The sequence below is a fragment of the Streptomyces corallincola genome (assembly GCF_019104725.1).
Lineage (GTDB): Bacteria > Actinomycetota > Actinomycetes > Streptomycetales > Streptomycetaceae > Streptomyces > Streptomyces corallincola.
Genome location: NZ_JAHRXF010000041.1, coordinates 20,759 through 47,529, shown reverse-complemented (window position 1 = coordinate 47,529; position 26,771 = coordinate 20,759). Strand labels below are relative to the sequence as shown.

The 26,771-nt window shown below is 72.3% G+C and carries 19 protein-coding genes; 14 read left to right on the top strand and 5 right to left on the bottom strand.

Translation table 11 applies throughout. The features are described 5' to 3' along the window. The first annotated feature begins 91 nt into the window (after positions 1 to 91). Entirely contained in the window at positions 92 to 1,594 is a 1,503-nt protein-coding gene (locus KUM39_RS22180; protein WP_217787505.1) for a M1 family metallopeptidase, read from the top strand. A 336-nt stretch (positions 1,595 to 1,930) separates the two neighbouring features. Continuing rightward, positions 1,931 to 3,421, top strand: a complete 1,491-nt coding sequence (hflX, locus tag KUM39_RS22175) for a GTPase HflX (RefSeq protein WP_217787504.1) — start codon at positions 1,931 to 1,933, stop codon at positions 3,419 to 3,421. Between the two features lie 228 nt (positions 3,422 to 3,649). Here hflX and KUM39_RS22170 read toward each other — a convergent pair whose 3' ends face one another. Beyond that, positions 3,650 to 4,876, bottom strand: a complete 1,227-nt coding sequence (locus tag KUM39_RS22170; protein ID WP_217787503.1) for a trypsin-like serine peptidase — start codon at positions 4,874 to 4,876, stop codon at positions 3,650 to 3,652. A 126-nt stretch (positions 4,877 to 5,002) separates the two neighbouring features. Continuing rightward, complete coding sequence (locus KUM39_RS22165; protein WP_217787502.1) at positions 5,003 to 6,268, bottom strand: trypsin-like serine peptidase; 1,266 nt, start codon at positions 6,266 to 6,268, stop codon at positions 5,003 to 5,005. A 377-nt stretch (positions 6,269 to 6,645) separates the two neighbouring features. Here KUM39_RS22165 and KUM39_RS22160 point away from each other — a divergent pair, with 377 nt between their 5' ends. From KUM39_RS22160 to KUM39_RS22145, 4 genes are all read left to right on the top strand, one after another. After that, positions 6,646 to 8,157: a diaminobutyrate--2-oxoglutarate transaminase family protein gene (locus KUM39_RS22160; RefSeq protein WP_217787512.1), complete on the top strand. Its 1,512-nt coding sequence runs from the start codon at positions 6,646 to 6,648 to the stop codon at positions 8,155 to 8,157. Between the two features lie 90 nt (positions 8,158 to 8,247). After that, positions 8,248 to 10,377 carry an IucA/IucC family protein gene (locus tag KUM39_RS22155; protein WP_217787501.1) on the top strand — a complete coding sequence of 710 codons (2,130 nt, stop codon included), beginning with the start codon at positions 8,248 to 8,250 and terminating at the stop codon, positions 10,375 to 10,377. Positions 10,378 to 10,478: 101 nt separating this feature from the next. Beyond that, on the top strand, positions 10,479 to 11,243 hold the full coding sequence (locus KUM39_RS22150; protein ID WP_217787500.1) for a GNAT family N-acetyltransferase: 765 nt from the start codon (positions 10,479 to 10,481) through the stop codon (positions 11,241 to 11,243). A gap of 193 nt (positions 11,244 to 11,436) precedes the next feature. Continuing rightward, entirely contained in the window at positions 11,437 to 13,410 is a 1,974-nt protein-coding gene (locus KUM39_RS22145; protein WP_217787499.1) for an ATP-dependent DNA helicase, read from the top strand. Between the two features lie 108 nt (positions 13,411 to 13,518). On the opposite strand, the gene lexA is transcribed toward KUM39_RS22145, so the two are convergent. Then, positions 13,519 to 14,298, bottom strand: a complete 780-nt coding sequence (gene lexA, locus KUM39_RS22140; RefSeq protein ID WP_217787498.1) for a transcriptional repressor LexA — start codon at positions 14,296 to 14,298, stop codon at positions 13,519 to 13,521. A 574-nt stretch (positions 14,299 to 14,872) separates the two neighbouring features. Here lexA and nrdR point away from each other — a divergent pair. Both nrdR and KUM39_RS22130 read left to right on the top strand, forming a co-directional pair. Further along, a complete protein-coding gene (nrdR, locus tag KUM39_RS22135; RefSeq protein ID WP_217787497.1) occupies positions 14,873 to 15,412 on the top strand; it encodes a transcriptional regulator NrdR in 540 nt (179 codons plus the stop codon). Between the two features lie 173 nt (positions 15,413 to 15,585). Then, complete coding sequence (locus KUM39_RS22130) at positions 15,586 to 18,480, top strand: vitamin B12-dependent ribonucleotide reductase (RefSeq protein ID WP_217787496.1); 2,895 nt, start codon at positions 15,586 to 15,588, stop codon at positions 18,478 to 18,480. Positions 18,481 to 18,611: 131 nt separating this feature from the next. On the opposite strand, the gene KUM39_RS22125 is transcribed toward KUM39_RS22130, so the two are convergent. Then, a complete protein-coding gene (locus KUM39_RS22125) occupies positions 18,612 to 19,145 on the bottom strand; it encodes a TerD family protein (RefSeq protein ID WP_217787495.1) in 534 nt (177 codons plus the stop codon). Positions 19,146 to 19,290: 145 nt separating this feature from the next. On the opposite strand from KUM39_RS22125, the gene KUM39_RS22120 reads away from it, so the two are divergent. The 5 genes from KUM39_RS22120 (at position 19,291) to KUM39_RS22100 (ending at position 23,174) form a co-directional block, all read left to right on the top strand. Continuing rightward, positions 19,291 to 19,896 carry a YdbC family protein gene (locus tag KUM39_RS22120; RefSeq protein WP_217787494.1) on the top strand — a complete coding sequence of 202 codons (606 nt, stop codon included), beginning with the start codon at positions 19,291 to 19,293 and terminating at the stop codon, positions 19,894 to 19,896. A 140-nt stretch (positions 19,897 to 20,036) separates the two neighbouring features. Next, entirely contained in the window at positions 20,037 to 20,696 is a 660-nt protein-coding gene (locus KUM39_RS22115) for a histidine phosphatase family protein (RefSeq protein WP_217787493.1), read from the top strand. Positions 20,697 to 20,706: 10 nt separating this feature from the next. Beyond that, positions 20,707 to 21,642, top strand: a complete 936-nt coding sequence (locus KUM39_RS22110) for an ADP-ribosylglycohydrolase family protein (RefSeq protein ID WP_217787492.1) — start codon at positions 20,707 to 20,709, stop codon at positions 21,640 to 21,642. A 135-nt stretch (positions 21,643 to 21,777) separates the two neighbouring features. Beyond that, positions 21,778 to 22,479 (top strand): ribonuclease HII, encoded by a 702-nt coding sequence (gene rnhB, locus KUM39_RS22105; RefSeq protein ID WP_217787491.1) that lies wholly within the window; start codon positions 21,778 to 21,780, stop codon positions 22,477 to 22,479. 68 nt (positions 22,480 to 22,547) lie between these two features. After that, positions 22,548 to 23,174 carry a hypothetical protein gene (locus KUM39_RS22100; protein WP_217787490.1) on the top strand — a complete coding sequence of 209 codons (627 nt, stop codon included), beginning with the start codon at positions 22,548 to 22,550 and terminating at the stop codon, positions 23,172 to 23,174. A gap of 361 nt (positions 23,175 to 23,535) precedes the next feature. Here the strand turns inward: KUM39_RS22100 and KUM39_RS22095 are convergent, their stop codons facing one another. Continuing rightward, complete coding sequence (locus tag KUM39_RS22095) at positions 23,536 to 24,156, bottom strand: hypothetical protein (protein WP_217787489.1); 621 nt, start codon at positions 24,154 to 24,156, stop codon at positions 23,536 to 23,538. A 358-nt stretch (positions 24,157 to 24,514) separates the two neighbouring features. On the opposite strand from KUM39_RS22095, the gene KUM39_RS22090 reads away from it, so the two are divergent. Next, positions 24,515 to 26,674 (top strand): RecQ family ATP-dependent DNA helicase, encoded by a 2,160-nt coding sequence (locus KUM39_RS22090; RefSeq protein WP_217787488.1) that lies wholly within the window; start codon positions 24,515 to 24,517, stop codon positions 26,672 to 26,674. Positions 26,675 to 26,771: the final 97 nt, after the last annotated feature.

The window sequence follows — 26,771 nt, the reverse complement described above, 5'->3', positions numbered from 1 at the left end:
CGACGTCCCAACCCCCGCCGGGGCAACCCGTTCGGGTGGGACCGGTGCGCGCCGCCGCCGTGTCGTACGCCCGCGCTGGTAGCGGTGGGGCATGCCGCACATCGTCCGCCCGCGCGCGCAGCGCCGGCCCCTCCGCCGCCGGGGCGCGGTCCTGCTCGCCTCCGCCGTCTCCGTCTGCCTCCTCGCCGCCGCCGCCCCTGCCGAGCCCCTGGGCATCGGCGACCGCCTCTACCCCGAACTCGGCAACCCCGGCTACGACGTGGCGTCGTACGACCTCTCCTTCACCTACTCCGGGCGCAACGACAAGCCGCTGGAGGCGGTGACCACCATCGAGGCCCGGACCAGCGAAGCGCTGGACCGCCTCAACCTGGACTTCGCGCACGGCACGGTCCGCTCCGTCGAGGTGGACGGGCGCCCGGCCGCCTTCGAGCAGGCCGGTGAGGATCTGGTCGTCACTCCCGACCACCGTCTGCCGGGGCGTGGCTGGACCCGGATCACCGTCCGGCACACCAGCGACCCCGTCACCGGCGAGGACCAGGACGGCGGCTGGGTGCGTACCGCCGACGGGCTCGTCATGGCCAACCAGGCCAACGCCGCCCACCTGGTCTTCCCGTGCAACGACCACCCGTCCGACAAGGCGATGTTCACCATCCACGTCACCGCGCCGAACGCGTACACAGTGGTGGCGAACGGGCTGCCGACCGGCCGCGACAAGGCCGGTGACGGCACCACCTGGACGTACCGCACCGAGCACCCGATGGCCACCGAACTCGCGCAGGTCTCCATCGGGCACTCCACCGTGGTGCGCCGCGAGGGCCCGCACGGGATGCCGGTCCGGGACGTGGTGCCCACCGCCGACCGCGCGGCACTCGAACCCTGGCTGGCCCGCACCCCCGACCAGGTCGCCTGGATGGAGGGCAAGGTCGGCCCGTTCCCGTTCGAGACGTACGGCGTGCTGATGGCCCGGGCGTCCACCGGGTTCGAGCTGGAGACGCAGACCCTCTCGCTGTTCGAGAAGGACCTGTTCACCGAGCCCGGCTACCCGAAGTGGTACATCGAGTCGATCATGGTGCACGAGCTGTCCCACCAGTGGTTCGGCGACAGCGTCAGCCCCCGCACCTGGTCGGACGTCTGGCTGAACGAGGGCCACGCCACCTGGTACGAGTCGCTGTACGCCGAGGAGAAGGGCGACCGGCCGATGGAGACGCGGATGAAGGCCGCGTACGGCGCCTCCGACGGCTGGCGCGCCGCCGGGGGACCGCCCGCCCTGCCGAAGGAGCCCGCCCCCGGCCAGAAGATCGGCATCTTCCGTCCCAACATCTACGACGGCGCCGCCCTGGCCCTCTACGCGCTCCGCGAGGAGATCGGCCCCCGCGCCTTCGAGCGCCTGGAACGCCTCTGGGTCAAGCGGTACCGCGACTCCACGGCGACGACCGGCAACTTCGTCCGCCTGGCCTCCGCCGTCTCCGGCCGCAACCTGGACGTCTTCTTCCGCGACTGGCTGTACGGCGAGAAGACCCCGCCGATGCCGGGTCACCCCGACTGGAAGAGCCGTCCGGCGGGGGACGCGGCCAAGGGGCGTACCGCCGGATAGCGGGCGGACCGGTGGCCCGGCGCGCGGGTGGTCCGGCGCGCGGGGGTCCGACGGGCCGCCCGGTGTGCCGGTGCCCCGGCGGATGCGCGGGGTTCCGGTGTCCGGGGTTTTGGTGTGCGGGGTTCCGGTGTGCGGGGCGGAATAACGCGATGACGGAGTGTCCCGTCCCGTGCGACGATCGTCCGGCGCGGGACGGGACACCTCCGGGTGACGGCCGTGTCCACAGGCGGGCGGGAATCCACAGGGGGTGTCCGCGCGTTCTCGAAGTGTCGGAGAATGGCACCGACACCGGAACCCACGCCGGATTCCGGCGCCTCCCATCGACGTAAGGATCAAATGACCTCCTCTTCTTCCCCTTCCCAGGAGACCAAGCGCCTCGCGCACGACTATCCCGAAGGTCTTCGGGCCGATGCCCTGATGGAAGAGGACGTCGCCTGGAGCCACGAGATCGACAGCGAGCGGGACGGCGCCCAGTACGACCGGTCCGAGCGCGCGGCGCTGCGCCGCGTGGCGGGTCTGTCCACCGAGCTGGAGGACGTCACCGAGGTCGAGTACCGGCAGCTCCGTCTGGAGCGCGTCGTACTCGTCGGAGTGTGGACCACGGGCACCGTGCAGGACGCCGACAACTCCCTTGCGGAGCTGGCGGCCCTCGCGGAGACCGCGGGCGCCCTCGTCCTCGACGGTGTCGTGCAGCGCCGTGACAAGCCCGACGCGGCCACCTACATCGGATCGGGCAAGGCCCTGGAGCTGCGCGACATCGTCGCCGACTCCGGCGCGGACACCGTGATCTGCGACGGTGAGCTGAGCCCCGGCCAGCTCATCCAGCTCGAAGACGTCGTCAAGGTCAAGGTCATCGACCGTACGGCCCTGATCCTGGACATCTTCGCCCAGCACGCCAAGTCCCGAGAGGGCAAGGCACAGGTCGCGCTCGCGCAGATGCAGTACATGCTGCCGAGGCTGCGCGGCTGGGGTCAGTCGCTGTCCCGGCAGATGGGCGGTGGCCGCGGCGGCCTCGCCACCCGTGGTCCCGGTGAGACCAAGATCGAGACGGACCGGCGCCGTATCCGCGAGAAGATGGCGAAGATGCGCCGGGAGATCGCGGAGATGAAGACCGGCCGCGAGATCAAGCGCCAGGAACGACGGCGCAACAAGGTGCCGTCCGTCGCCATCGCGGGCTACACCAACGCGGGCAAGTCCTCGCTGCTCAACCGGCTCACCGGCGCCGGTGTCCTGGTGGAGAACGCCCTGTTCGCCACCCTGGACCCGACCGTCCGGCGCGCAGAGACCCCGAGCGGCCGTCTCTACACCCTGGCCGACACCGTCGGCTTCGTCCGGCACCTGCCGCACCACCTGGTCGAGGCGTTCCGCTCCACGATGGAGGAGGTCGGCGACTCCGACCTGATCCTGCACGTGGTGGACGGTTCGCACCCCGTCCCCGAGGAGCAGCTCGCCGCCGTGCGCGAGGTGATCCGGGACGTCGGCGCCACCGGCGTGCCCGAGATCGTCGTCATCAACAAGGCGGACGCGGCGGACCCGCTGGTCCTCCAGCGGCTGATGCGGGTCGAGAAGCGCTCCATCGCGGTGTCGGCCCGCACCGGCCAGGGCATCGCGGAACTGCTCGCCCTGATCGACGACGAACTGCCCCGTCCCTCGGTCGAGATCGAGGCCCTGGTGCCGTACACCCACGGCAAGCTCGTCGCCCGCGCCCACACCGAGGGCGAGGTGCTGTCCGAGGAGCACACCGCGGACGGCACCCTGCTCAAGGTCCGGGTGCACGAGGAACTGGCCGCGGATCTGGCGCCGTACGCGCCCGCGCCGCTGAACTGACCCGACCGGTTGCCGGGCGGCTCGGTCATCGGGCCGCCCGGCGACTTGGCGGCACGGTCGTTCGCCTGCCGCTCGGCCGCGATCAGTGGGCCGTGCACCGGTTCCGCACGCAGATGGCGCGGGCCCGTCCCCTCACGGAAGGGGGCGGGCCTCCGCCGTGACGGCGCCCGGCCGAACCGGCGCGCCGTGCCGCGCGGGGGGCTCACCGCCCGCCGACTCGTGCGGGGTTCACCGCCCGCCGTACGTCCGGCTCACGTTCTGGTACAGCGCCTCCGCCTCCGCGCCCAGGCGCGGTCCGGCCAGCCAGGTGTTGTCGGCCGGGCCGATGGAGGTGTTCGACACCAGCACCGTCCGCCCGTCCCGCACCCGGAACCAGCCGCCGCCGGAGGAACCACCGGTCATCGTGCAGCCGATCCGGTACATCGTCGGCAGCGCCGGACCCAGCGACAACCGGCCCGGCCGGTCGAGGCACTTGAACATCCGCTGCCCGTCGAACGGCGCCGCCGCCGGATAGCCCCAGGCCCCCATGCTCGGCACCCCCGCCGTCCCCGGCTCGGAGAAGTCCACGTCCAGGGCCGCGCCGACCGTCTCCTCCAGCGACCTCCCGCCCGCCGACGGCTTCACGTGCAGCACCGCGAAGTCGTACGCCGCGCCCGCGCCGCCCTGCTCCGAACCGCCCTCGATCCACTGGTCCGACGTGGACGCCCAGTCGGCCCACCACGTGCCGTACGGCGCGATCTCGGCGGCGCCCGCCCCGCGCGTGTCCGCCCGCCCCAGGTCGTTGTAGGCGGGCACGAACGCGAGGTTCCGGTACCAGCCGCCGTCCCGCCCGGCGTGCACACAGTGGCCCGCCGTCCACACGAGGTTGGACCGGCCGGGATGGTTCACGTCCTTGATCACCGTGCCGGAGCACACCATCGCCCCGGCGGGTGAGTCGAAGAACACCTTGCCGACCGGCGCCGCGTGCTCGTGGTACGGCGCCCGTTCCGCCACTGCCCGCATCGGGCGCGGCACCGGATCACCGGCCGCCTGGCCGGCGGCGGCGTCCTTCGTGCTCACCGTCTTGTCGGCCTCCTCGGCCGCCCGCATCCGCTCCGGCTCCCACAGACCGTCGATGACCGGGTTGACGAAGTCCCGTGCCCGCGCGAGCCACTTGTCCCGGTCCCAGTCCTTCCAGCCGCCGCGCCGCCAGGCGTCCACGTCGATGCCCTGCCTCCGCAGCCGCTCGGCGAGGTCGGCGGGGACCGTGAAGCGGGCGGCCGGAGCCGTGGCCGTGGCGGCGGCGGGCGCACCGGTGACGGAGGCCGGGGCGGTGGCCGCGACGGCGGCGGTGCCCGCCTTGTCGTCCGACGCGCCGCCGCACGCCGTGACGATCAGGGCCAGCACGGTCGTGAGACCGGCCGCGGCCAGGGCGGTACGACGTCGGCGCGGCGCCGGACCCGGAACGGAACGCATGGTGCGGTGACCCCCGTGAGGACGTGGAAGCAGAACGGGCGGAGAACGGGTACCCGTCTGGGACACGTACGTCCGGGCACCGAGGGTTCGCCCCGGTGCCCGGACGTTTCCCGGAACTGCCGGTCTCTACCGCCCCGCGAACCTGGCGCTGACCGAGTCGTACACACCCTTCGCCACCGGACCCAGCCGCGGACCCGCCAGCCATCCCGAAGTCACCGGGCCGATCGAGGTGTTGGACACCAGCGCGGGTTCGCCGTCCGCACCGTTCTCCACCCAGCCGCCGCCGGAGGAACCGCCGGTCATGGTGCACCCGATGCGGTACATCGTCGGGTCGGACGCCTTCAGCGACAGCCGACCGGGCTTGTCCGCGCACTGGTACAGGGTCTGACCGTCGTACGGCCTCGCCGCCGGGTAGCCGCTCGCGGTGATGCCGGACACCTTCGGCACAGCCGGGGCATTGAAGTTCACCGGCAGCGCCCCGCCGACGGTCTCCTCCAGCGACCTGCCGTCACCACCCTGCTCGGGCGTCACGTGCAGCACGGCGAAGTCGTACGACGCGCCGTCGCCACCGGTCTCGCCACCCTGGTCGATCCACTGCTGCGAGGTCTTCGCCACGTCCGCCCACCACACGCCGAACGGCGCGATCTCCTCGCGCGAGGCGTCGCGCAGCTCGGCCGAGGACTTGCCCGCGTTGTTGTACGACGGCACGAACGCGATGTTCCGGTACCAGCCGCCCTTCTGCCCGGCGTGCACACAGTGCCCGGCCGTCCAGATCATGTTGGACCTGCCCGGATGCGCCGGGTCCCGCACCACGGTGGCCGAGCAGACCATCGTGCCCTCGGGGGAGTCGAAGAACACCTTGCCCGAGGTGGCCGCGGTGGAGTGGTACGGCGGGCGCACCGCACGCGCCTCGACCGGCGTCGGCGTCGGGTCGGTGACGCCCTGGTCACCCGAGAGGTCGTTGTCGTTCACGGTCTTGTCGGGGTCGTCCGCGCCCCGCATCCGGTCCCGGTCCCACAGGCCCTTGATGATCGGGTTGACGAAGTCGTTCGCCTCGCGCAGCCAGTCGTCCCGGTCCCACTTCTTCCAGGCGCCGTTCTTCCACCTGTCGATGTCGATCCCGTGCTTCTTGAGCTTGTCCCTCAAGTCCTGCGGGATGCGGATCTTCTCGTCGCCGTTCCCGCTCGCCGTCACCGGCGCGGACGGCTTGCTCGCCGTCACGGGCGCGGACGGCTTGCTCTCCGCGCCCGTCTCGGCGTCCCCGCCGCTGCCGCACGCGGTCGCGGTCAGCGCCAGCGCCGCGGCGAGCGCTACGGCCGCCGGGACGCGGGCGGTACCGCGCGCGGTACGCCCTCCTCGGCGGACGGTGGACGACGGCCGTATGGATCGCATGGTCTTGACTCCCCCTGCTGCTCGGGTGGGTGGCGCCACGAGCCCGACACCCTTCGGAACAAGGGGAGTTCACGGGGTGTCACGGCTGATGAACGGGATCTCACCCTAAGCGTTCGCTGTGGGCGGTCACCGACGGAAGGGCAACGGTTTCGCTACGAGCGGGTCCGGGAGCGGGGGAGTCGAGCGGGCGGGGACGCGTCTCCCGTCCGGCGCGGGGGACTTGGACCCGCCGGGCACCCGTGGCTGTGGATCTCGGTGCGACCCGTAACCGGTGGGCCGGATCTCGGTTGGTAGCGGTGGGGGGTCCGCTGCCTGTCGTCGGCACCCCCGCGGGACCGAACGGATTTGAGAACAGCGGAGGACAGCGAGCCGTGGCGATGACCGAGCCGGTGGCCGAAGACGTCCGGGTGGCGGAGACCACCGCGCACGAGGGCATCCTGCGCCGCCAGTCGGCGCGCGAGTCGGCCGCGCGCACCTACGCCCGATCCCTGCCCATCGTCCCCGTCCGCGCCCGTGGCCTCACCATCGAGGGCGCCGACGGCCGCCGCTACCTGGACTGCCTGTCCGGCGCCGGGACCCTCGCACTCGGCCACAACCACCCAGTGGTGCTGGAGGCGATCCGCCGCGTCCTCGACTCCGGTGCCCCGCTGTCCGTGCTGGACCTGGCCACCCCGGTCAAGGACGCGTTCACCACCGAGCTGTTCTCCACCCTGCCGCCCGGTCTGGCCGACCGGGCGCGGGTCCAGTTCTGCGGCCCGGCCGGTACGGACGCCGTCGAGGCCGCCCTCAAACTGGTCCGCCTGGCCACCGGACGCACCGGCATGCTCGCCTTCACCGGCGCCTACCACGGCATGACCGCCGGATCGCTGGCCGTCTCCGGCGGCGCGTCCGACCTGCGGGTCGCCCGGCTGCCCTACCCGCAGGACTACCGCTGCCCGTTCGGCGTCGGCGGCCCGCGCGGGGCCGAACTCGCCGCCCGCTGGACCGAGTCGCTGCTCGACGACCCCAAGTCGGGCGTCCCGCTGCCCGCCGGGATGATCCTCGAACCCGTCCAGGGCGAGGGCGGCGTGCACCCCGCCCCGGACGACTGGCTGCGCCGGATGCGCCGCATCACCGCCGAACGCTCCATCCCTCTCATCGCCGACGAGGTCCAGACCGGCGTCGGCCGCACCGGCGCCTTCTGGGGCGTCGGCCACAGCGGGGTGACCCCCGATGTGATGGTGCTGTCCAAGGCCATCGGCGGCAGCCTCCCGCTGGCCGTCGTCGTCTACCGCGACGACCTCGACGTCTGGCGGCCCGGCGCCCACGCGGGCACCTTCCGGGGCAACCAACTGGCGATGGCCGCCGGGACGGCCACCCTCGCCCACGTGCGCGAGAACGGCCTCGCGGCACGGGCCGCCGACCTCGGCGCCCGGATGATGAGCCAACTCCACTGCCTGGCAGCCGAGTTCCCCTGCATCGGAGACGTGCGGGGACGCGGCCTGATGATCGGGGTCGAACTGGTTGATCCCGAAGGGCGGGACACCGGCGCCCGGTTCGAGGCGGACGTGGACGCGGACACCGCTGCCGACGCCGGACTCCCGATCCCCGTCGGCGCGGACGGCGGGACGGGCGTGGCCGGGAGCACCGGCCGCGTACGGGACCCCCGCCCGGCCGACCCTGCGCTCGCCGCCGCCGTGCAGCGGGAGTGCCTGCACCGCGGACTCATCGTCGAACTCGGCGGTCGGCACGACAGCGTCGTACGACTGCTGCCCCCGCTCACCATCAGCGACGAGCAGGCGGCGGCCGTGGTGGACCGCCTGGCCGACGCGGTACGGGCGGCCTGGCGACAGCGGGAGACGGGGGAACTCGGGCGGGGCGGCGCGGGTGCGCGGCCCGGTGCGCGCTGACCGGATCAACTCCTCTTCACCGCAGCCGCTTCGGCGAGCACCGCCCCGCAGACGTCCACGCGACACGACAGCACAGCCGGAGGAGTCGTCTTGACCGCCACGCCCACCCCCGACGGCCGTTCCGGCAGCCCCGACGACCAGGGTGACTCCACCGTCGGGCAGCCCGCCCAGGCCCCGCGCGCGGAGGCGGTCCCGGCACAGAAGCGCCGCACACCGGACGGCACCCGGCAGTCGGCAACCGGTCCGGCCGTCACCGACAGCCCCGTCCCGCCCGAACAGCGCGACGGACACGACCCGTTGGACGCCCCCGAACCCCAGCACGCCCCGGACCCACGGGACACCCCGGACCCACTGGACCATCCCGATCCGTACGCCGCCGCCCAGGCCGCCGCCGTCGAGAACCTGCTCCGCTGCTGGGTCCGTGAACGCGACCTCCCCACGCCCACGACAGGCGTCCTCCGGATTCCCCTCCCGGCCTCCGGCACCGCACTCGTCGTACCGGTACGGCACTGGTCGGCGACCGGCTGGCACCGGTTCGGCGCACCCCGCCCGGCCGCGCTGCCGGACACCGCGCCACCACTGGACGCCGTCACGCTGGCCGCCCTGCTCGCCAGGGAGACGCCCGCTCCCGCCTCCACGGCGGACGGCGGGAGCGGCAGCACCTCCGCCGGTACCGGTGAACTCGTCGCCAGAGTCGCGGACTCCGCGCGCCGCACCGCCGACTTCGTCCGCGAACGCCGCGTCCGCCCCGAGGACGGCACCGACCGCTTCCTCGCCGCCGAACAGGCCCTCGTCCTCGGCCACCCGCTGCACCCGACGCCCAAGAGCCGCGAGGGCCTGACCGATTCCGAGGCCCGGCTGTACGCGCCCGAACTGCGGGGCGCCTTCCCGCTGCACTGGCTGGCCGTCGCCCCCGGCCTCCTCGCCGGGGACTCGGCCTGGACCGAACGCGGACGCCCGGTGCCCGCCACTTACCTCACCCGGCGGTTCGCGGAAACCGCGCCGGACCTGCCCGAGGGGTACGGGCTGCTGCCCCTGCACCCCTGGCAGGCGCGGGAGATCCGGCACCGAGCCCCGGTCGCCGCGCTGTTCGACTCCGGTGCCCTGCGCGACCTCGGGCCGCTCGGCCCGCCCTGGCACCCCACCTCCTCCGTACGCACCGTCCACCGCACCGGCGCGCCCGCGATGCTCAAGCTCTCCCTCGGGCTGCGCATCACCAACTCCCGCCGGGAGAACCTGCGCAAGGAACTCCACCGGGGTGTCGAAGTGCACCGGCTGCTGCGGGCGGGACTGTCCGGGCGGTGGCGGGCGGCGCACCCCGGCTTCGACATCGTCCGCGATCCCGCCTGGCTCGCGGTGGACGGCACCGACGGCGAACCGCTGCCCGGCCTGGACGTGATGATCAGGCACAACCCATTCAGGCCCGGCGACGACGTGGCCTGCGTCGCCGGACTGGTCTCGCCCCGGCCGATGGCGGCACAGCACGACACCGGCGGGGCGACCGGCGAGGACGAGGACGGCACGCGCTTCCGGTCCCGGCTTGCCGTGCTCGTCGCCCGGCTCGCCGCCCGCACCGGCCGCCCGTCGGGCGCGGTCGCCGCCGAGTGGTTCCTGCGCTACCTGGAACAGGTCGTACGACCGCTGCTCTGGCTGGACGCCGAGGCGGGCATCGCGCTGGAGGCCCACCAGCAGAACACCCTGCTGCTGCTCGACCGGGACGGCTGGCCGGCCGGCGCACGCTACCGGGACAACCAGGGCTACTACTTCCGTGAATCCCGCCGGGCCGGACTCGACGCGTTGCTGCCCGGCATCGGAGAGCACAGCGACACCTTCGTCCCGGACGAGGTCACCGACGAACGCTTCGCCTACTACCTCGGCCTCAACAACGTCCTCGGACTGATCGGCGCGTTCGGCTCCCAGGGGCTGGCGGACGAGCGGCTGCTGCTCGCCGCGTTCCGCCGGTTCCTGGCCGACGCGGACACGGAAGCGGGCGCGGACACGCGCGAGAGCGCGGCGACCGGCACCGGCGGCGCTCCGGACATGGGTCCCGCACATAAAAGGAACCTCCGCCGCAGCCCACTGCCCCGCCTCCTCCTCGACTCACCCGTACTGCGCTGCAAGGCCAACCTGCTGACCCGGCTGAACGGCATGGACGAACTCGTCGGCCCCGTCGAGACCCAGTCCGTGTACGTCACCATCGCCAACCCCCTCCATGTCTGAACCCACACCCTGGATCTGCCCCCGGACCCCGGGCCCGCACCCCTGAGCCACCCCTGACCCGTCCCTGAACATCCCGCCCCGCATCCCCTAAGGAGCGCACCGTGCCTCCCGCCGACGCGCACTCCGGCCCCGGTCCCGGCGCCGCATCCGTCCGTCCCGGCCCCACCGGCTCCGGGGAGACGCGTTTCCCCGCCTTCCCCGGCTTCGGCGCCGAGGACGACGACGCGGACAGCGAGGACACCCTCGACCTGCATCTGCCCGCCGAGTTCCTCGCCCTCTTCCGCCCCAAGACCCCCGAACTCCTCGACGGGCTCCCGGAATGGGGCCCGGTCACCACACCCGCCGGGTCCTTCCGGCTGGAACCGGTGAGCCCGGAACGGGACCTGGCCCTGATCCACGGCTGGATGAACGATCCGGCGGTCGCGGAGTTCTGGGACCTCGCGGGCCCGCCCGAACTGACCGAACGGCACCTCCGGACCCAGCTCGACGGCGACGGCCGCAGCGTGCCCTGCCTGGGCCTGCTCGACGGCACCCCGATGAGCTACTGGGAGATCTACCGCGCCGACCTCGACCCGCTCGCCCGGCACTGCCCCGTCCGTCCGCACGACACCGGAATCCACCTGCTGATCGGCGCCCCCGAACAGCGCGGCCGGGGACTGGGCAGCACCCTGCTCGCCGCCGTGGCCGTCCTCGTCCTCGCCCGGCGCCCGGCGTGCGCCCGGGTGCTCGCGGAACCCGACGTGCGCAACGCGCCCTCGCTCGCCGCGTTCAGGAAGGCCGGGTTCCGCCGGACCGCCGAGGTGGACCTGCCCGGCAAGCGCGCCGCCCTGATGATCCGCGAGCGGGCGGCACGGGCAGCGGCGTAGGGGAGCTGTCACCGGAGTCGTACCGCCGCCGGATTTCACCTGATCGAGTTGCCGTCCGGCGCGGGCCCGACCCCCGGGCCCGGAAACACCGGGGTCACGAGGGTGCGGGGCAGTCGCGTGCCCGGCCGGGGCCGCCGTCCCGGTCCCGCGCGGGCGGCGCGTTGTCAGTGGTGGGCCGTAGGGTGGTCGGGCTATGACGAAGCCCTCACTCCCCGAACTCCTGCACGCCGCCGTCGCCGCCGTCGGCGGTACGGAGCGCCCCGGCCAGGTCCAGATGGCCGAATCCGTCGCCGAGGTGATCGACGACGGCACGCATCTGCTGGTCCAGGCCGGTACCGGCACCGGCAAGTCGCTGGGGTACCTGGTGCCCGCGCTCGCCCACGGTGAGCGGGTGGTCGTCGCCACGGCCACCCTGGCGCTGCAGCGCCAGCTCGTCGAGCGCGACCTGCCCCGCACGGTGGACGCCCTGCACCCGCTGCTGCGCCGCAGGCCCGAGTTCGCCATGCTCAAGGGCCGCTCCAACTATCTGTGCCTGCACCGGCTGCACGAGGGCATGCCGCAGGACGAGGAGGACGGTCTCTTCGACCAGTTCGAGGCGGCGGCACCCACCAGCAAGCTCGGCCAGGACCTGCTCCGGCTGCGGGACTGGGCCGACGACACCGAGACCGGCGACCGCGACAACCTCACTCCCGGCGTCTCCGACCGGGCCTGGGCGCAGGTGTCGGTGTCCTCGCGGGAGTGCGTCGGCGCCACCAAGTGCGCCTACGGCGCCGAGTGCTTCGCGGAGCAGGCACGCGAGCGGGCCAAGCTCGCGGAGGTCGTCGTCACCAACCACGCGCTGCTCGCCATCGACGCCATCGAGGGCGCCCCGGTGCTCCCGCAGCACGAGGTGCTGATCGTGGACGAGGCGCACGAACTGGTCTCCCGCGTGACCGGCGTCGCCACCGGCGAACTCACCCCCGGCCAGGTCAACCGGGCCGCCCGCCGCGCCGGGAAACTCGTCAACGAGAAGGCCGCCGACCAGCTCCAGACCGCCGCCGAGGGCTTCGAGCGGGTGATGGAACTCGCGCTCCCCGGCCGCTTGGAGGAGATCCCGGAGGATCTGAGCTACGCGCTGATGGCGCTGCGGGACGCCGCCCGCACGGTGATCACCGCGATCGGCAACACCCGTGACAAGTCCGTGCAGGACGAGGACGCCGTCCGCAAGCAGGCCCTCGCCTCGGTCGAGTCGGTGCACGACGTGGCCGAGCGGGTGGTCGCCGGTTCCGAGTGGGACGTCGTCTGGTACGAACGGCACGACCGGTTCGGCGCCTCCCTGTGCGTCGCCCCCATGTCGGTCTCCGGGCTGCTGCGCGAGAAGCTGTTCACCGACCGCAGCGTCGTCCTCGCCTCCGCCACCCTGAAGCTCGGCGGCGACTTCAACGGCGTCGGCGCCTCCCTCGGCCTCGCCCCCGAGGGCGTGGAGGGCGACGACATGCCGCAGTGGAAGGGCCTCGACGTCGGTTCCCCGTTCGACTACCCCAAGCAGGGCATCCTCTACGTCGCCAAACACCTGGCCCGCCCGGCGCGCGACGGGGACCGCGCCGACATGCTGGACGAACTGACCGAACTCGTCCAGGCCGCCGGAGGCCGGACGCTCGGCCTGTTCTCCTCGATGCGGGCCGCCCAGCTCGCCGCCGAGGAACTGCGCACCCGCCTCCCCGAGTTCCCCATCCTGCTCCAGGGCGAGGAGACGCTCGGCGAGCTGATCAAGAACTTCGCCGCCGACCCGATGACCTGCCTGTTCGGCACGCTGTCGCTCTGGCAGGGCGTGGACGTGCCCGGCCCGAGCTGCCAGCTCGTCGTCATGGACAAGATCCCGTTCCCGCGCCCCGACGACCCGCTCATGAGCGCCCGGCAGAAGGCGGTCGAGGAGAACGGCGGCAACGGCTTCATGGCGGTCGCCGCGACCCACGCGGCCCTGCTGATGGCCCAGGGCGCGGGCCGTCTCGTCCGCGCCTCCGGGGACCGGGGTGTGGTCGCCGTCCTGGACCAGCGCCTCGCCACCGCCCGCTACGGCAGCTACCTCAAGGCGTCCCTGCCGGACTTCTGGTACACCACGGACCGCAACCAGGTCCGCAGGTCGCTGGCCGCCATCGACGAGGCGGCGCGGAAGACCGAGTCGTAGGGCGTCGCGGGGAGGCGGCGGGGTCCCGGAACGCGCGGGACCCCGGAACCGGCGCAGAGGTTCCGGGGCCCGGTCGGGGAGCGGGCCGGTGCGGCCCGCCGGGCGGCGTCAGACGCGCCGCAGCACGGCGACGACCTTGCCGAGGATGGTCGCGTCGTCACCGGGGATCGGCTCGTAGGCCGCGTTGTGGGGGAGGAGCCAGACATGGCCGTCCTCGCGCTTGAAGCGCTTCACGGTGGCCTCGCCGTCGAGCATGGCCGCGACGATGTCACCGTTCTCCGCGACCGGCTGACGGCGCACGGTGACCCAGTCGCCGTCACAGATCGCGGCCTCGATCATCGAGTCGCCGACGACCTTCAGCACGAACAGCTCACCGTCGCCGACGAGCTGACGCGGCAGCGGGAACACGTCCTCGACCGACTCCTCGGCGAGGATCGGGCCACCGGCCGCGATCCGGCCGACCAGCGGGACGTAAGACGCGGCCGGTTTGCCCGCGGTGTCGGTGGGCTGGACGCTGACCGCCTGGTCCGAGCCGCGCACCTCGTAGGCGCGCGGGCGGTGCGGATCGCGGCGCAGGAAGCCCTTGCGCTCCAGCGCCATGAGCTGGTGCGCGACGGAGGAAGTGCTGGAGAGACCGACGGCCTGGCCGATCTCGCGCATCGACGGCGGGTACCCCCGGCGCTGCACGGAGTCGCGGATGACCTCGATCACCCGGCGCTGCCGGTCGGTGAGCCCCGAGCTGTCCGCCCGGATGCCGGGAGGTCGGCCCGGCAGGGAGCGTTTGTGCCCCTCGGGATTCGTGGCGTCGTTCATCGCATGCGCCGCCTCGGCACGGCCCTGTGAGCGGTCCTGGGCAGTGATGGCGGCGCTGTCTGCGGTGGTGGTCACGTCGGCCCCTCTCGATGGTCTCCCTGCTGCACAACGGTAGATGCTTTCGAAAGGTTGCACCAAACACACGTTCGAGTGAAAAAGCGTGTTTCACCTGCCGCGATGCCGCTCTGCGGTGTATAGCTGCGAATTTCCCGGCCGGACAAATGCAGCCATTGCTGTACGCTTCACCGCCGGAGCCGACCGCCTCGCGGGCCGGTCCCCAGTCTGCCACCGGCCGTCCGTTCGAACGGGCCGCCGGAGGCCTCCCCGCAGGAGCCGCACGCGGCCTCCGTGCCGTGACCACGCTATCCCCGCGCCCGCGGGAGCCCGCGTCCGGCCCGCCGGGGCCGCGTGTCCGCCGGTTTCGCGGACGGGCTCGGCGGTACTCCGGCAGCGACACGCGTGTCTGCCTCGGTGAATAAGCCGATCCCCACATGTAGTGGTTGGATGGCTACAGCAGCCCACAAGTTGTGTTTATAGGGGTCCCCCTGGGTCTTCAGGACCTCCGTCATCCCCTATGCTGGGGGCTGCTTCGAGGGGCCCATGTGGTCCGGCGAGGCCATCGAGTCTGCTGTGAGGAGGGTTGGAGATCATGCACTGCCCCTTCTGCAGGCACCCCGACAGCCGCGTGGTGGACAGCCGTACGACTGACGACGGCACGTCGATCCGCAGGCGCCGTCAGTGTCCCGACTGCTCCCGTCGTTTCACGACCGTGGAGACGTGCTCGCTCATGGTGGTCAAGCGGTCCGGGGTCACCGAACCGTTCAGCCGCACCAAGGTCATCAACGGCGTGCGCAAGGCGTGCCAGGGACGACCGGTCACCGAGGACGCGCTCGCCCTGCTCGGGCAGCGTGTCGAGGAGGCGGTGCGGGCCACCGGGAGCGCCGAGCTGACCACCCACGACGTGGGACTGGCCATACTCGGCCCCTTGCAGGAACTCGACCTCGTCGCCTACCTGCGGTTCGCCTCCGTCTACCGGGCGTTCGACTCGCTCGACGACTTCGAGGCGGCCATCGCGGAGCTCAGGGAGACGACCGGCGACCCCGTCGCGGACGCGACGGCGAGCCGGCAGGACGAGCACGGGCCAGGAGGGACCGCCGAGGTCCCCGAGCCCGCGCGCGCCGCCGACTGACCGGCGAGCCGGAATCCGGCCGGAAGGCCGGATTCCGACCAGTTGGCCAGTGAGCGGCCACCAATGACCTGTCACGGGCAACAGCCGAGGGCGCCCGTGACGCATGACAGATCACATGTCACGGAACATCGTGGCATTTCAGGGCGTTTTAGCCCGTACATGGAGGCGGCGGCATGACAGAGACGGCGAGCGGTCCGGCACGGGGTTCCCGCTCCAAGGGCGCCAAGGCCGGCAAGGGACTGCGCGTCGAGCGCGTCCACACGACTCCCGGCGTCCACCCGTACGACGAGGTCGCGTGGGAGCACCGCGACGTCGTGATGACCAACTGGCGCGACGGCTCGGTCAACTTCGAGCAGCGCGGCGTGGAGTTCCCCGACTTCTGGTCGGTGAACGCGGTCAACATCGTCACCAGCAAGTACTTCCGCGGCGCCGTCGGCACCCCGCAGCGCGAGGTCAGCCTCCGCCAGCTGATCGACCGGATCGTCACCACGTACCGGAAGGCCGGTGAGGACCACAAGTACTTCGCCTCGCCCGCCGACGCCGAGATCTTCGAGCACGAGCTGGCCTACGCCCTCCTGCACCAGATCTTCAGCTTCAACAGCCCGGTCTGGTTCAACGTCGGCACCCCCCAGCCGCAGCAGGTCTCCGCCTGCTTCATCCTGGCCGTCGATGACTCGATGGAGTCGATCCTCGACTGGTACAAGGAAGAGGGGATGATCTTCAAGGGCGGCTCCGGTGCCGGTCTGAACCTCTCCCGCATCCGCTCCTCCAAGGAACTGCTCTCCTCCGGCGGCAACGCCTCCGGGCCGGTCTCCTTCATGCGCGGCGCCGACGCCTCCGCCGGGACCATCAAGTCCGGCGGTGCCACCCGCCGCGCCGCGAAGATGGTCGTGCTCGACGTCGATCACCCCGACATCGAGGACTTCATCCAGACCAAGGTCAGCGAGGAGGAGAAGATCCGCGTCCTGCGCGACGCGGGCTTCGACATGGACCTGGGCGGCGACGACATCGCGTCCGTCCAGTACCAGAACGCCAACAACTCCGTCCGTGTGAACGACGAGTTCATGACGGCCGTCCAGCAGGGCGGCAAGTTCGGCCTCCGCGCCCGGATGACCGGTGAGGTCATCGAGGAGGTGGACGCCAAGGCGCTGTTCCGCCGCATCGCCGAGGCCGCCTGGGCCTGCGCCGACCCCGGCATCCAGTACGACGGTGTGATCAACAACTGGCACACCTGCCCCGAGTCCGGCCGGATCACCGCGTCGAACCCGTGCAGCGAGTACATGCACCTGGACAACACGTCCTGCAACCTGGCCTCGCTGAACCTGATGAAGTTCCTGAAGGACGACGACAAGGGCACCCAGTCCTTCGAGACCGAGCGCTTCCAGAAGGTCGTCGAGCTGGTCATCACCGCGATGGACATCTCGATCTGCTTCGCGGACTTCCCCACCCAGAAGATCGGCGAGAACACCCGCGCCTTCCGCCAGCTCGGCATCGGCTACGCCAACCTCGGCGCCCTGCTGATGGCCACCGGCCACGCGTACGACTCCGACGGCGGTCGCGCGCTCGCCGGGTCCATCACCTCCCTGATGACCGGCACCGCCTACCGCCGCTCCGCCGAGCTGGCCGCCGTCGTCGGCCCGTACGACGGCTACGCCCGCAACGCCGACGCCCACCAGCGCGTCATGAAGCAGCACGCCGACGCCAACGGCACCGCCGTGCGCATGGACGACCTGGACAACCCGGTGTGGGCCGCCGCCACCGAGGCGTGGCAGGACGTGGTCCGCCTCGGCGAGCAGAACGGCTTCCGCAACTCGCAGGCGTCCGTACTCGCCCCGACCGGCACCATCGGCCTGGCGATGTCCTGCGACACCACCGGTGTCGAGCCCGACCTCGCCCTGGTCAAGTTCAAGAAGCTGGTCGGCGGCGGCTCGATGCAGATCGTCAACGGCACCGTCCCGCAGGCCCTGCGCCGCCTGGGCTACCAGGAGGAGCAGATCGAGGCGGTCGTCGCCCACATCGCCGAGAACGGCAACGTGATCGACGCCCCGGGCCTCAAGCCCGAGCACTACGAGGTGTTCGACTGCGCGATGGGCGAGCGCGCCATCTCCCCGATGGGCCACGTCCGCATGATGGCCGCGATCCAGCCGTGGATCTCGGGCGCCATCTCCAAGACGGTCAACATGCCGGAGACGGCGACCGTCGAAGAGGTCGAGGAGATCTACTTCGAGGCGTGGAAGCTGGGCGTCAAGGCGCTCGCCATCTACCGCGACAACTGCAAGGTCGGCCAGCCGCTCTCCGCCAAGAAGAAGGAGACGGAGAAGACCCAGGTCACCGAGAAGGCCGAGACGACGATCCGCGAGGCCGTCGAGAAGGTCGTCGAGTACCGCCCGGTCCGCAAGCGGCTGCCCAAGGGCCGTCCCGGCATCACCACGTCCTTCACCGTCGGCGGCGCCGAGGGCTACATGACCGCCAACTCCTACCCGGACGACGGTCTCGGCGAGGTCTTCCTGAAGATGTCCAAGCAGGGCTCCACGCTCGCGGGCATGATGGACGCCTTCTCCATCGCCGTCTCGGTCGGCCTGCAGTACGGCGTGCCCCTGGAGACGTACGTCTCGAAGTTCACCAACATGCGCTTCGAGCCGGCCGGTATGACGGACGACCCGGACGTGCGGATCGCGCAGTCCATCGTGGACTACATCTTCCGCCGCCTGGCGCTGGACTTCCTGCCCTTCGAGACCCGCTCCGCGCTCGGCATCCACTCCGCCGAGGAGCGCCAGCGGCACCTGGAGACCGGTTCCTACGAGCCGTCCGAGGACGAGCTGGACGTCGAGGGCCTCGCCCAGTCGGCGCCGCGCACCCAGGAACTGAAGGCCGTCATCACGCCGAAGGTCCAGGCCGAGGCCGTCGCACCCGCCCCGAAGCAGGCGCACACCAGCGCCGAACTCGTGGAGATGCAGCTCGGCATCCAGGCGGACGCCCCGCTCTGCTTCTCCTGCGGGACCAAGATGCAGCGGGCCGGTTCCTGCTACATCTGCGAGGGCTGCGGCTCCACCAGCGGCTGCAGCTGATCGCACGCTGAAGTGAGGTAAGGGGCGTCGGCAATGGCCGACGCCCCTTACCTGTCCCTATGCACCCGTCCCTCTGCTCCGGAGGCGCGCTGTTCCGGTGGCACGCGCCCGGGTGCGGCGGGCCCCGCGCGTCAGTCCCGGCCGAGCCCGCCCATCACCCGCGTGAACGTGGCCGGATCGTCCTGGAAACCCAGCACTCCGGGCCGGAACGTCCAGGCACCGGTGGAGTCGCGGTCGAAGCGGGCGAGTACGGCTGCCGTGGCACCGGCGACCTGGGCGAACTCGTCCTCGGCCAGCACCGTGTAGCCCTCGCGGACCCGCATGGCCGGATTCAGCACTCCGGAGAACGTACGCGGCGCCGACTGCTGCTGGATCACCGCACCGACCACCACACGTGCGTACCGCTCCGCGAGCCGCTCCAGCTCCAGCGTCATCACCTCGTCCCAGCCGAAGCCCTTGCCGTCGGTGCTGTCCCGGTTGAGGAAGATCGTGCCGTCCGGGGAACGGCTGTCGAAGTGCACCAGATAGTCCGGGGCGCCGTACGGATCGGACGCCAGGTACGTGCCCGCCACCAGATCGAGGTCGGTGGGCGGACCGCCCACCGGACTCGGGTCCCACTTCAGGGACGCCTCGACCTTGCGTATTCCCTTGCTGACACCGGCCACCGGGCTTTCCCCTTACCCCTAGTGAACGCCCAACTCCGTGTGAGCTGGCCCTCCTTGGCCATCGTGTCACGTACAGGTGTGCGCATGCGCGGGCCGTCGGCGCCGAGCGTGACCCCGCCGCGTCGCGGGGCCTTACGATGGCGCGGTGCTGGTCAAGTGGATTCGCTGCACCGTGGTGGACCGCCGCGGTTTCGAGCGGGGGCAGCGGAAATGGGCGGGGCTTCCGGGGGAGCCCGGATTCCGGGGGCAGGGCGGCGGCTGGAGCCGACAGCGCCCCGGTGTCGCGCACGTCTTCGCCTTCTGGGAGAGCCGCGCCTTCTACGACTCCTTCATGGCCCGCTCGCACGACCGGCTCGCCGCCACCCAGGCCGGTACGTTCAAGGACGCGCAGGTCAAGCTGTTCGAGTACCGCTTCGACGTGAAGACCGGATTCGAACCGAGGTTCACCGACTCCGACCTCGTCCGCGTCGCCCTGTGCCGGGTGCACGAGGAGCGCGTCGAGCACTTCACCCTCATGCAGGAGAAGGTCTGGAACCCCGCGATGGCCGGGTCGCCCGGCATGATCCGGGGCATGTTCGCCGAGGCGCCCGCGCACGAGTTCATGGTGCTGTCCATGTGGCGCTCGGCCGCCGAACACGGCAAATACCGCACCGAGCGGATAGAACGGCTCGCGCTGCGCGCCCAGACCGAGGCGGACGTCGCCGCCCTCTCCGGGGACATCGTGGAGCTGGAGCCCTCCTGGACCGTCTGAGAAGGCACCCCGGTCGGCGCGGCGACCGCGACCGGCCCGGCAGTCCCGCCGGGGCCTTCCGGTGGCGGATTTGTGTGACCTACGCCGTATGGGGCCCGTACGAGTGCTCGATCCGGCCCCGCTCGATCTAGGGTTTCGGCATGGCACGACCTCGGCGCATCGTCCTCGTCCGGCACGGCGAATCCACGGGAAACATCGACGACACCGTGTACGAACGGGAGCCCGACCACGCTCTCGCCCTCACCGACCTCGGGCGGAGGCAGGCCGAGGAGACCGGGAAGACACTCCGCGAGGTCTTCGGCCGGGAACGGGTCAGCGTCTACGTCTCCCCGTACCGGCGCACCCACGAGACCCTGGACGCCTTCGGGCTCGACGCCGACCGGATACGGGTCCGTGAGGAACCCCGGCTGCGCGAGCAGGACTGGGGCAACTGGCAGGACCGCGACGACGTACGGCTCCAGAAGGCGTACCGGGACGCGTACGGGCACTTCTTCTTCCGCTTCCCGCAGGGCGAGTCGGGCGCCGATGTGTACGACCGCGTCGGGGGCTTCCTGGAGAGCCTGTTCCGCAGCTTCGAGGACCCCGACCACCCGCCGAACGTCCTGATCGTCACCCACGGCCTCGCCATGCGCCTGTTCTGCATGCGCTGGTTCCACTGGACGGTCGCGGAGTTCGAGTCGCTGTCCAACCCGGACAACGCCGAGATGCGGATGCTCGTCCTCGGCGACGACGACCGATACACCCTGGACCGGCCCTTCGCCAGCTGGCGGGACCCGGTTCCGCACTGGACGGGTGGATAGGCTGCCCGCGATGACCACCGATCCCGCTTCCTCCGGCCCCTCCTCCGGGGCCCTCACCGGCCGCCTGGAGCGCGCCCTCGCCGCCCTTCGCGGCCTCTCCGTCGGGGACGCCCTCGGCTCCCAGTTCTTCGTCCCCGCCAACCTCCCGCTGCTCAGGCGCCGCGAACTGCCCGAGGGCACCTGGCAGTGGACCGACGACACCGAGATGGCCTGCTCGGTCGTGGCCGTCCTCGCCACGCACCACCGGATCGACCAGGACGCGCTGGCCCGCTCCTTCGCCGTGCGCCACGACTTCGACCGGGGCTACGGCCCGGCGGTCAACCGGCTGCTCCGCCTGGTCCGCGAGGGCGGCGACTGGCGCGAACTCTCCGCAGCCCTGTTCCACGGCCAGGGCTCCTGGGGCAACGGCGCCGCCATGCGCATCGCCCCGCTCGGCGCCTGGTACGCCGACGACCCCGAACAGGCCACCCACCAGGCCGAGATCTCCGCCTACCCCACCCACCAGCACCGCGAGGCCGTGGTCGGCGCGATGGCCGTCGCCGCCGCTGCCGCGCTCGCCGCCGCACCCGGCGGACCGCCCACCCCGCGGGCGCTGCTCGACGGCGTCGTCGCCCTCGTCCCCAGGAGCGCCGTCGGCGCGGGCCTGCGCCGCGCCCGCGACATGCTCGACTACGACGACACCAGCACTGTCGCCGCCGTCCTCGGCAACGGCCGCCGCACCAGCGCCCACGACACCGTCCCCTTCGCCCTGTGGTCCGCCGCGCGCTCCCTCGGCGACTACGAGACGGCGTTCTGGACGACCGCGCGGGCGGGCGGCGACGTGGACACCACCTGCGCCATCGTCGGCGGCATCCTCGCGGGGAGCCCGGCCGGAGCACCCCCGCAGTCCTGGACCGCGCGCACCGAGGCGCTGCCGGACTGGACGCTCCCGGACACCCCGCGCTGACCTCCGCCGAGGCGCCTCCGACCGTGCCGGAAGCGCCCTCCGCGAGCCGACACGCGCCTTCTGCGGCCGTGCCGCGGCAAACATCCCGGACCGGGGTGTCGCGCGGCCGTCCGAGCGGCGTAACCTAGACCCGCCATGCCGTACGAACCACCCACCCACACCGTGGAGCGCTCCCTGCGCGCCACGACCGGGGCGAAGATAATTGCCGGTGTTGACGAGGTGGGGCGGGGAGCCTGGGCCGGACCCGTCACCGTCTGCGCGGCCGTCACCGGACTGCGTCGGCCCCCCGAGGGCCTCACCGACTCGAAACTCATCACCGTCAAGCGGCGTACCCAACTCGCGGGAACACTGCGCTCATGGGTGACGGCCTACGCCCTGGGGCACGCCTCGCACGAGGAGATCGACGCCCTGGGCATGACCGCCGCCCTGCGGCTCGCCGCCGTACGCGCCCTGGAGGCGCTGCCTGAGCGGCCCGACGCGGTGATCCTCGACGGCAAGCACGACTACCTCGGCGCCCCCTGGCAGGTCCGCACGGTCATCAAGGGCGACCAGTCGTGCGTGGCCGTGGCCGCCGCCTCGGTGATCGCCAAGGTCCACCGCGACGGGATGATGGCCGAACTGGGCGCCGACCACACCGACTTCGGATTCGCCGACAACGCCGGGTATCCGTCGCCCGTGCACAAGGCCGCGCTCCTGGAGCGGGGCCCCACCCCCTACCACCGCCTGTCATGGGCGTATCTTGATGCGCTGCCCCGGTGGCGGCATCTCAAGAAGGTCCGTGATCCGGCGGAGGGAAACGTTCCGGTGATCGAGGGCCAACTCGGCTTCGATTTCTGACCGTCCCGTTCGGACTGATGTGCCACCCGGTCATCCGTACCGCACCAATGTTTGATAAAAATCAGCTCATGCCTCTCATTCCCGAGGAGCCTCAGATTCACGAGAGTGCCCAGGGTCCCCGCACCGCGCCGTCCAACGGCCGCACCGCACCGACCCCTCGCCCCGTACCCGGTCCCCGTCCCGCGGCTCCGCCGCGCCCCGGACGCCCCGGCCCCGCCCGGCCGACGCCTCCGGCGCAGCGTGCGCAGCGCGACACGGTCCCGGCCCAGCCGGGCCCCTCGGGTCCGGCCGTCGCCGCCCCGGCGGCCCCGCAGATCCAGCTCGTCCCCGCGTCGGCCGAGGGTGCCCTCGACGCCGCCGAGGAGGCGCTCGACCTGCTGCTCGACACCGGTCGCGCCCCCGGAGAGGTGCTGGTGATCACCACCGGCGCCCTGCACCCGTGGGCCGAGCACGAGCTGTCCTTCGGTGACGCGTCCTACTGGGCGCAGCACGACGGCGGTGACGACGTCTTCTACGCGGACGCCGCCGTCGCCTCCCGTGCCGCGACCCGCCCGGTGGTCGTCGTCGCCGTCAACGGCGGCCCGGCCGAGGCCGCCGTGACCGCCCTCTCGGCGGCCCACACGCGGGCCGGTGCCCTGCTGATCGTCTGCGGCGACCCGCAGATCATCAACTCGGTGCTGGGCGCCGGGGTCTGAACGGTCCCCGGCCCGGCACACCGGCCGGTTGACCGGCCGGTCCACGGTCGGTCCCCGGCGGGTACGTCGGTCGGTGTCCGTCTGGTTCGTTGATCGGTGGCCGGTCGGTCCTCCGGCCGGTGTTCGGTTGGTTCGACTGATGGTCGGCGGGGTTGGCCGACAGGTCGGCCGACCGGGTTGCTCTATCGGGCTGGTCAATCGTTCGTCCGGAGGGTGAACGAACCATGCGGCGGCGGAGTTCCCGTCGCCGGAGGCCGTTCGCGCGGTGTGCCCCGGGGGCGTACCGCGCGTGCCGCCCCGTACCGACCGGCCCGGACCGGGCTGCGCGGGGCCGTCGAACGCGCCCGGCCGCCACGGCGGTTCACCGTGCGGCGGCCCGCCGCAGCACTTCCGAGACCGGTCCGCCGGTGCGGGGTGCCAGTGGCGGGGCCTCCGACAAAGCGAACGGCTCCGGCCGGGAGTGCGCGTTCGGGCGGCGCCCGCCACGCCCCTCGCCCAGCACCTGCCAGCCGTCCTCCGTGAGGGTGATGTACGCCCCACAGCGCAGCCCATGCAGCGTGCAGGCGTCCCGCAGCCCCCACATCCAGGCACCGTCCTCCGCCGTCCAACCCGACTGGCCGTCACGGCAGTAGAGCAGGACGGCGGTACGGACCGGGGTACGGCGCCGCAGGTCGTGCGGGATGATCCGGCGCAACTGGTCGAGCAGGGCGTTGCGGAACATCCAGCCGTCGGCGGTCGCCGCGCGCCGGGTGAACGAGGCGCTGGCGCAGAGCCGTTCCTCATGGTCGAGCACCGCCACGACCGCCGTGGACGGACGTGGCACATGCCGGGCGTGCAGCCCGCTGACGACCTCACGGGGGTTGCTCAGCAGGGGAATTCCGGCAGCCGCCCATTCCGCGGGTTCGAGCAGACGGCCGGCGGAGGCGTCGGAGGCGGAGGCCGGCACCGGGGCCGCCGAGGACGAGGCGAATCCGAAGGTCACGTTCCTCCCTTCGGCTACGCGCCCACACTGCGGGCAGGGTCGGATTCGGGGGGCGCACCACAGCAGGGCCCAACCGGATCACGGATCGACCGTGCGGGGAGCGGACTCCAATTCTTCCTGTCGAACTCGGATGCGGCAACGAGCAATTGGGACCACCGGTGCTTATCAGGTGGTGCGAGGCTTATATCCCTACCCCGAGCTCGCCGTTCGACGCCTGAGCGACCCCGGGACAGCCCTGGAACAGCCCTGACAGGGGCGCGTACCGCGTACCCGGCGAGCGCCCCCGTACCATCCCGACCTGCGGCGGTCACGCTGCGTGAGATGGCCGATTGTCAGTGCCATCGGGTTGCATGGGGACATGGACGATCCGGAACTGCGTACCGAGGCCGATGCCATCCTCGCCGAGCTGGTCGGTGATCCGGGTGGCACGGCCCGGCTGCGCGAGGACCAGTGGCAGGCGGTGGCCGCACTGGTGCGCGACCACCGGCGGGCGCTCGTGGTGCAGCGCACCGGCTGGGGCAAGTCGGCGGTCTACTTCGTTGCGACCGCGCTGCTGCGCCGCCGGGGCTCCGGGCCCACAGTGATCGTCTCGCCGCTGCTCGCCCTCATGCGCAACCAGGTCGAGGCCGCCGAGCGGGCCGGTATCCGCGCGCGCACCATCAACTCGGCCAATCCGGAGGAGTGGCAGACCATCCACGAGGAGGTCGGCCGGGGCGAGACCGATGTCCTTTTGGTCAGCCCCGAGCGCCTCAACTCGGTCGATTTCCGGGAGAACCTGCTGCCCCGGCTCGCCGCCACCACCGGACTGCTCGTGGTGGACGAGGCGCACTGCATCTCCGACTGGGGCCACGACTTCCGCCCCGACTACCGCCGTCTCCGTTCCATGCTGGCCGAACTCCCCGCTGGAGTCCCCGTGCTGGCGACCACCGCCACCGCCAACGCCCGCGTCACCGCCGATGTGGCCGAACAACTCGGCACCGGCACCGGCGAGGCCCTGGTGCTGCGCGGCCCGCTGGACCGGGAGAGCCTCAGGCTCGGCGTGGTCCGGCTCCCCGACGCCGCGCACCGGCTGGCCTGGCTCGCCGAACACCTCGACGAACTGCCGGGTTCCGGCATCGTCTACGCCCTCACCGTCGCCGCCGCCGAGGAGGCCACCGCCTTCCTGCGCGGGCGCGGCTTCCGGGTCGCCTCCTACACCGGCCGCACCGAGAACGCCGACCGGCTGCAGGCCGAGTCCGACCTGCTCGGCAACCGGGTCAAGGCGCTCGTCGCCACCTCGGCGCTCGGCATGGGCTTCGACAAGCCCGACCTCGGATTCGTCGTCCACCTCGGCTCGCCGTCCTCCCCGATCGCCTACTACCAGCAGGTGGGACGCGCCGGACGCGGGGTCGCCCACGCCGACGTGCTGCTCCTGCCGGGCCAGGAGGACGAGGCGATCTGGCGCTACTTCGCGGACACCGCCTTCCCGCCCGAGGCGCAGGTCCGCCAGACCCTCGCCGCCCTCGCGGACGCCGGACGGCCACTGTCCGTACCCGCGCTGGAGGCGCTGGTCGATCTGCGGCGCACCCGGCTGGAGAGCATGCTCAAGGTCCTCGACGTGGACGGCGCGGTCCGCCGCGTCAAGGGCGGCTGGACCGCCACCGGCGAACCCTGGACGTACGACGCCGAGCGGTACGCCTGGGTCGCCCGCCAGCGCGCGGCCGAGCAGCAGGCCATGCGGGACTACGTGAACACCGGCGACTGCCGTATGGAGTTCCTGCGCCGCCGCCTGGACGACGAGGGCGCGGTCCGGTGCGGCCGGTGCGACAACTGCGCCGGTGCCTGGGCCGACTCCTCGGTCTCGGAGGACGTCCTGACCGGCGCCGCGAAGGAACTGGACCGGCCGGGTGTCGAGGTCGAGCCCCGCCGGATGTGGCCGACCGGGCTGCCCGCGCTCGGTCTCGACCTCAAGGGCCGCATCCCCGCCGGTGAGCTGTGCGCGACCGGGCGGGCGCTCGGCCGCCTCTCGGACATCGGCTGGGGCAACCGGCTGCGTCCGCTGCTCGCCGACAACGCCCCGGACGGACCGGTGCCGGACGACGTGCTGCGCGCGGCCGTGGCCGTCCTCGCGGACTGGGCCCGCTCGCCGGGCGGCTGGGCGCCGAGCGTGCCGGACGCGGGACCCCGCCCGGTGGGTGTGGTCGCGGTGCCGTCCCTGACCCGGCCCGCCCTGGTGGACTCGCTGGCCCGCGGCGTCGCCTCCGTCGGCCGCCTTCCCTATCTCGGCGCGCTGGAGTACACCGCGCCGGACGGCGCCCTCGCGGCCCGGCGCAGCAACTCGGCCCAGCGGCTGCGGGCGCTGGCCGACACGTTCACCGTGCCCGCAGGGCTGACGGGGGAACTGGCCAGGACGCCGGGGCCGGTGCTGCTGGTGGACGACCGGACCGACTCGGGCTGGACGCTGGCGGTCGCGGCACGGTTGCTGCGGCGGGCGGGGAGCGGGGAGGTGCTTCCGCTGGTGCTGGCGGCGGCGGGGTAGGGCGCCCAGGCAGGGGAAGGGACGCGTTCGGCCGGGTGGAGTGAAGCGCCTGGTCAGGTGGGGCGAAGTGCCTGGGCCGGGGTCGTGGCGAGTCGGC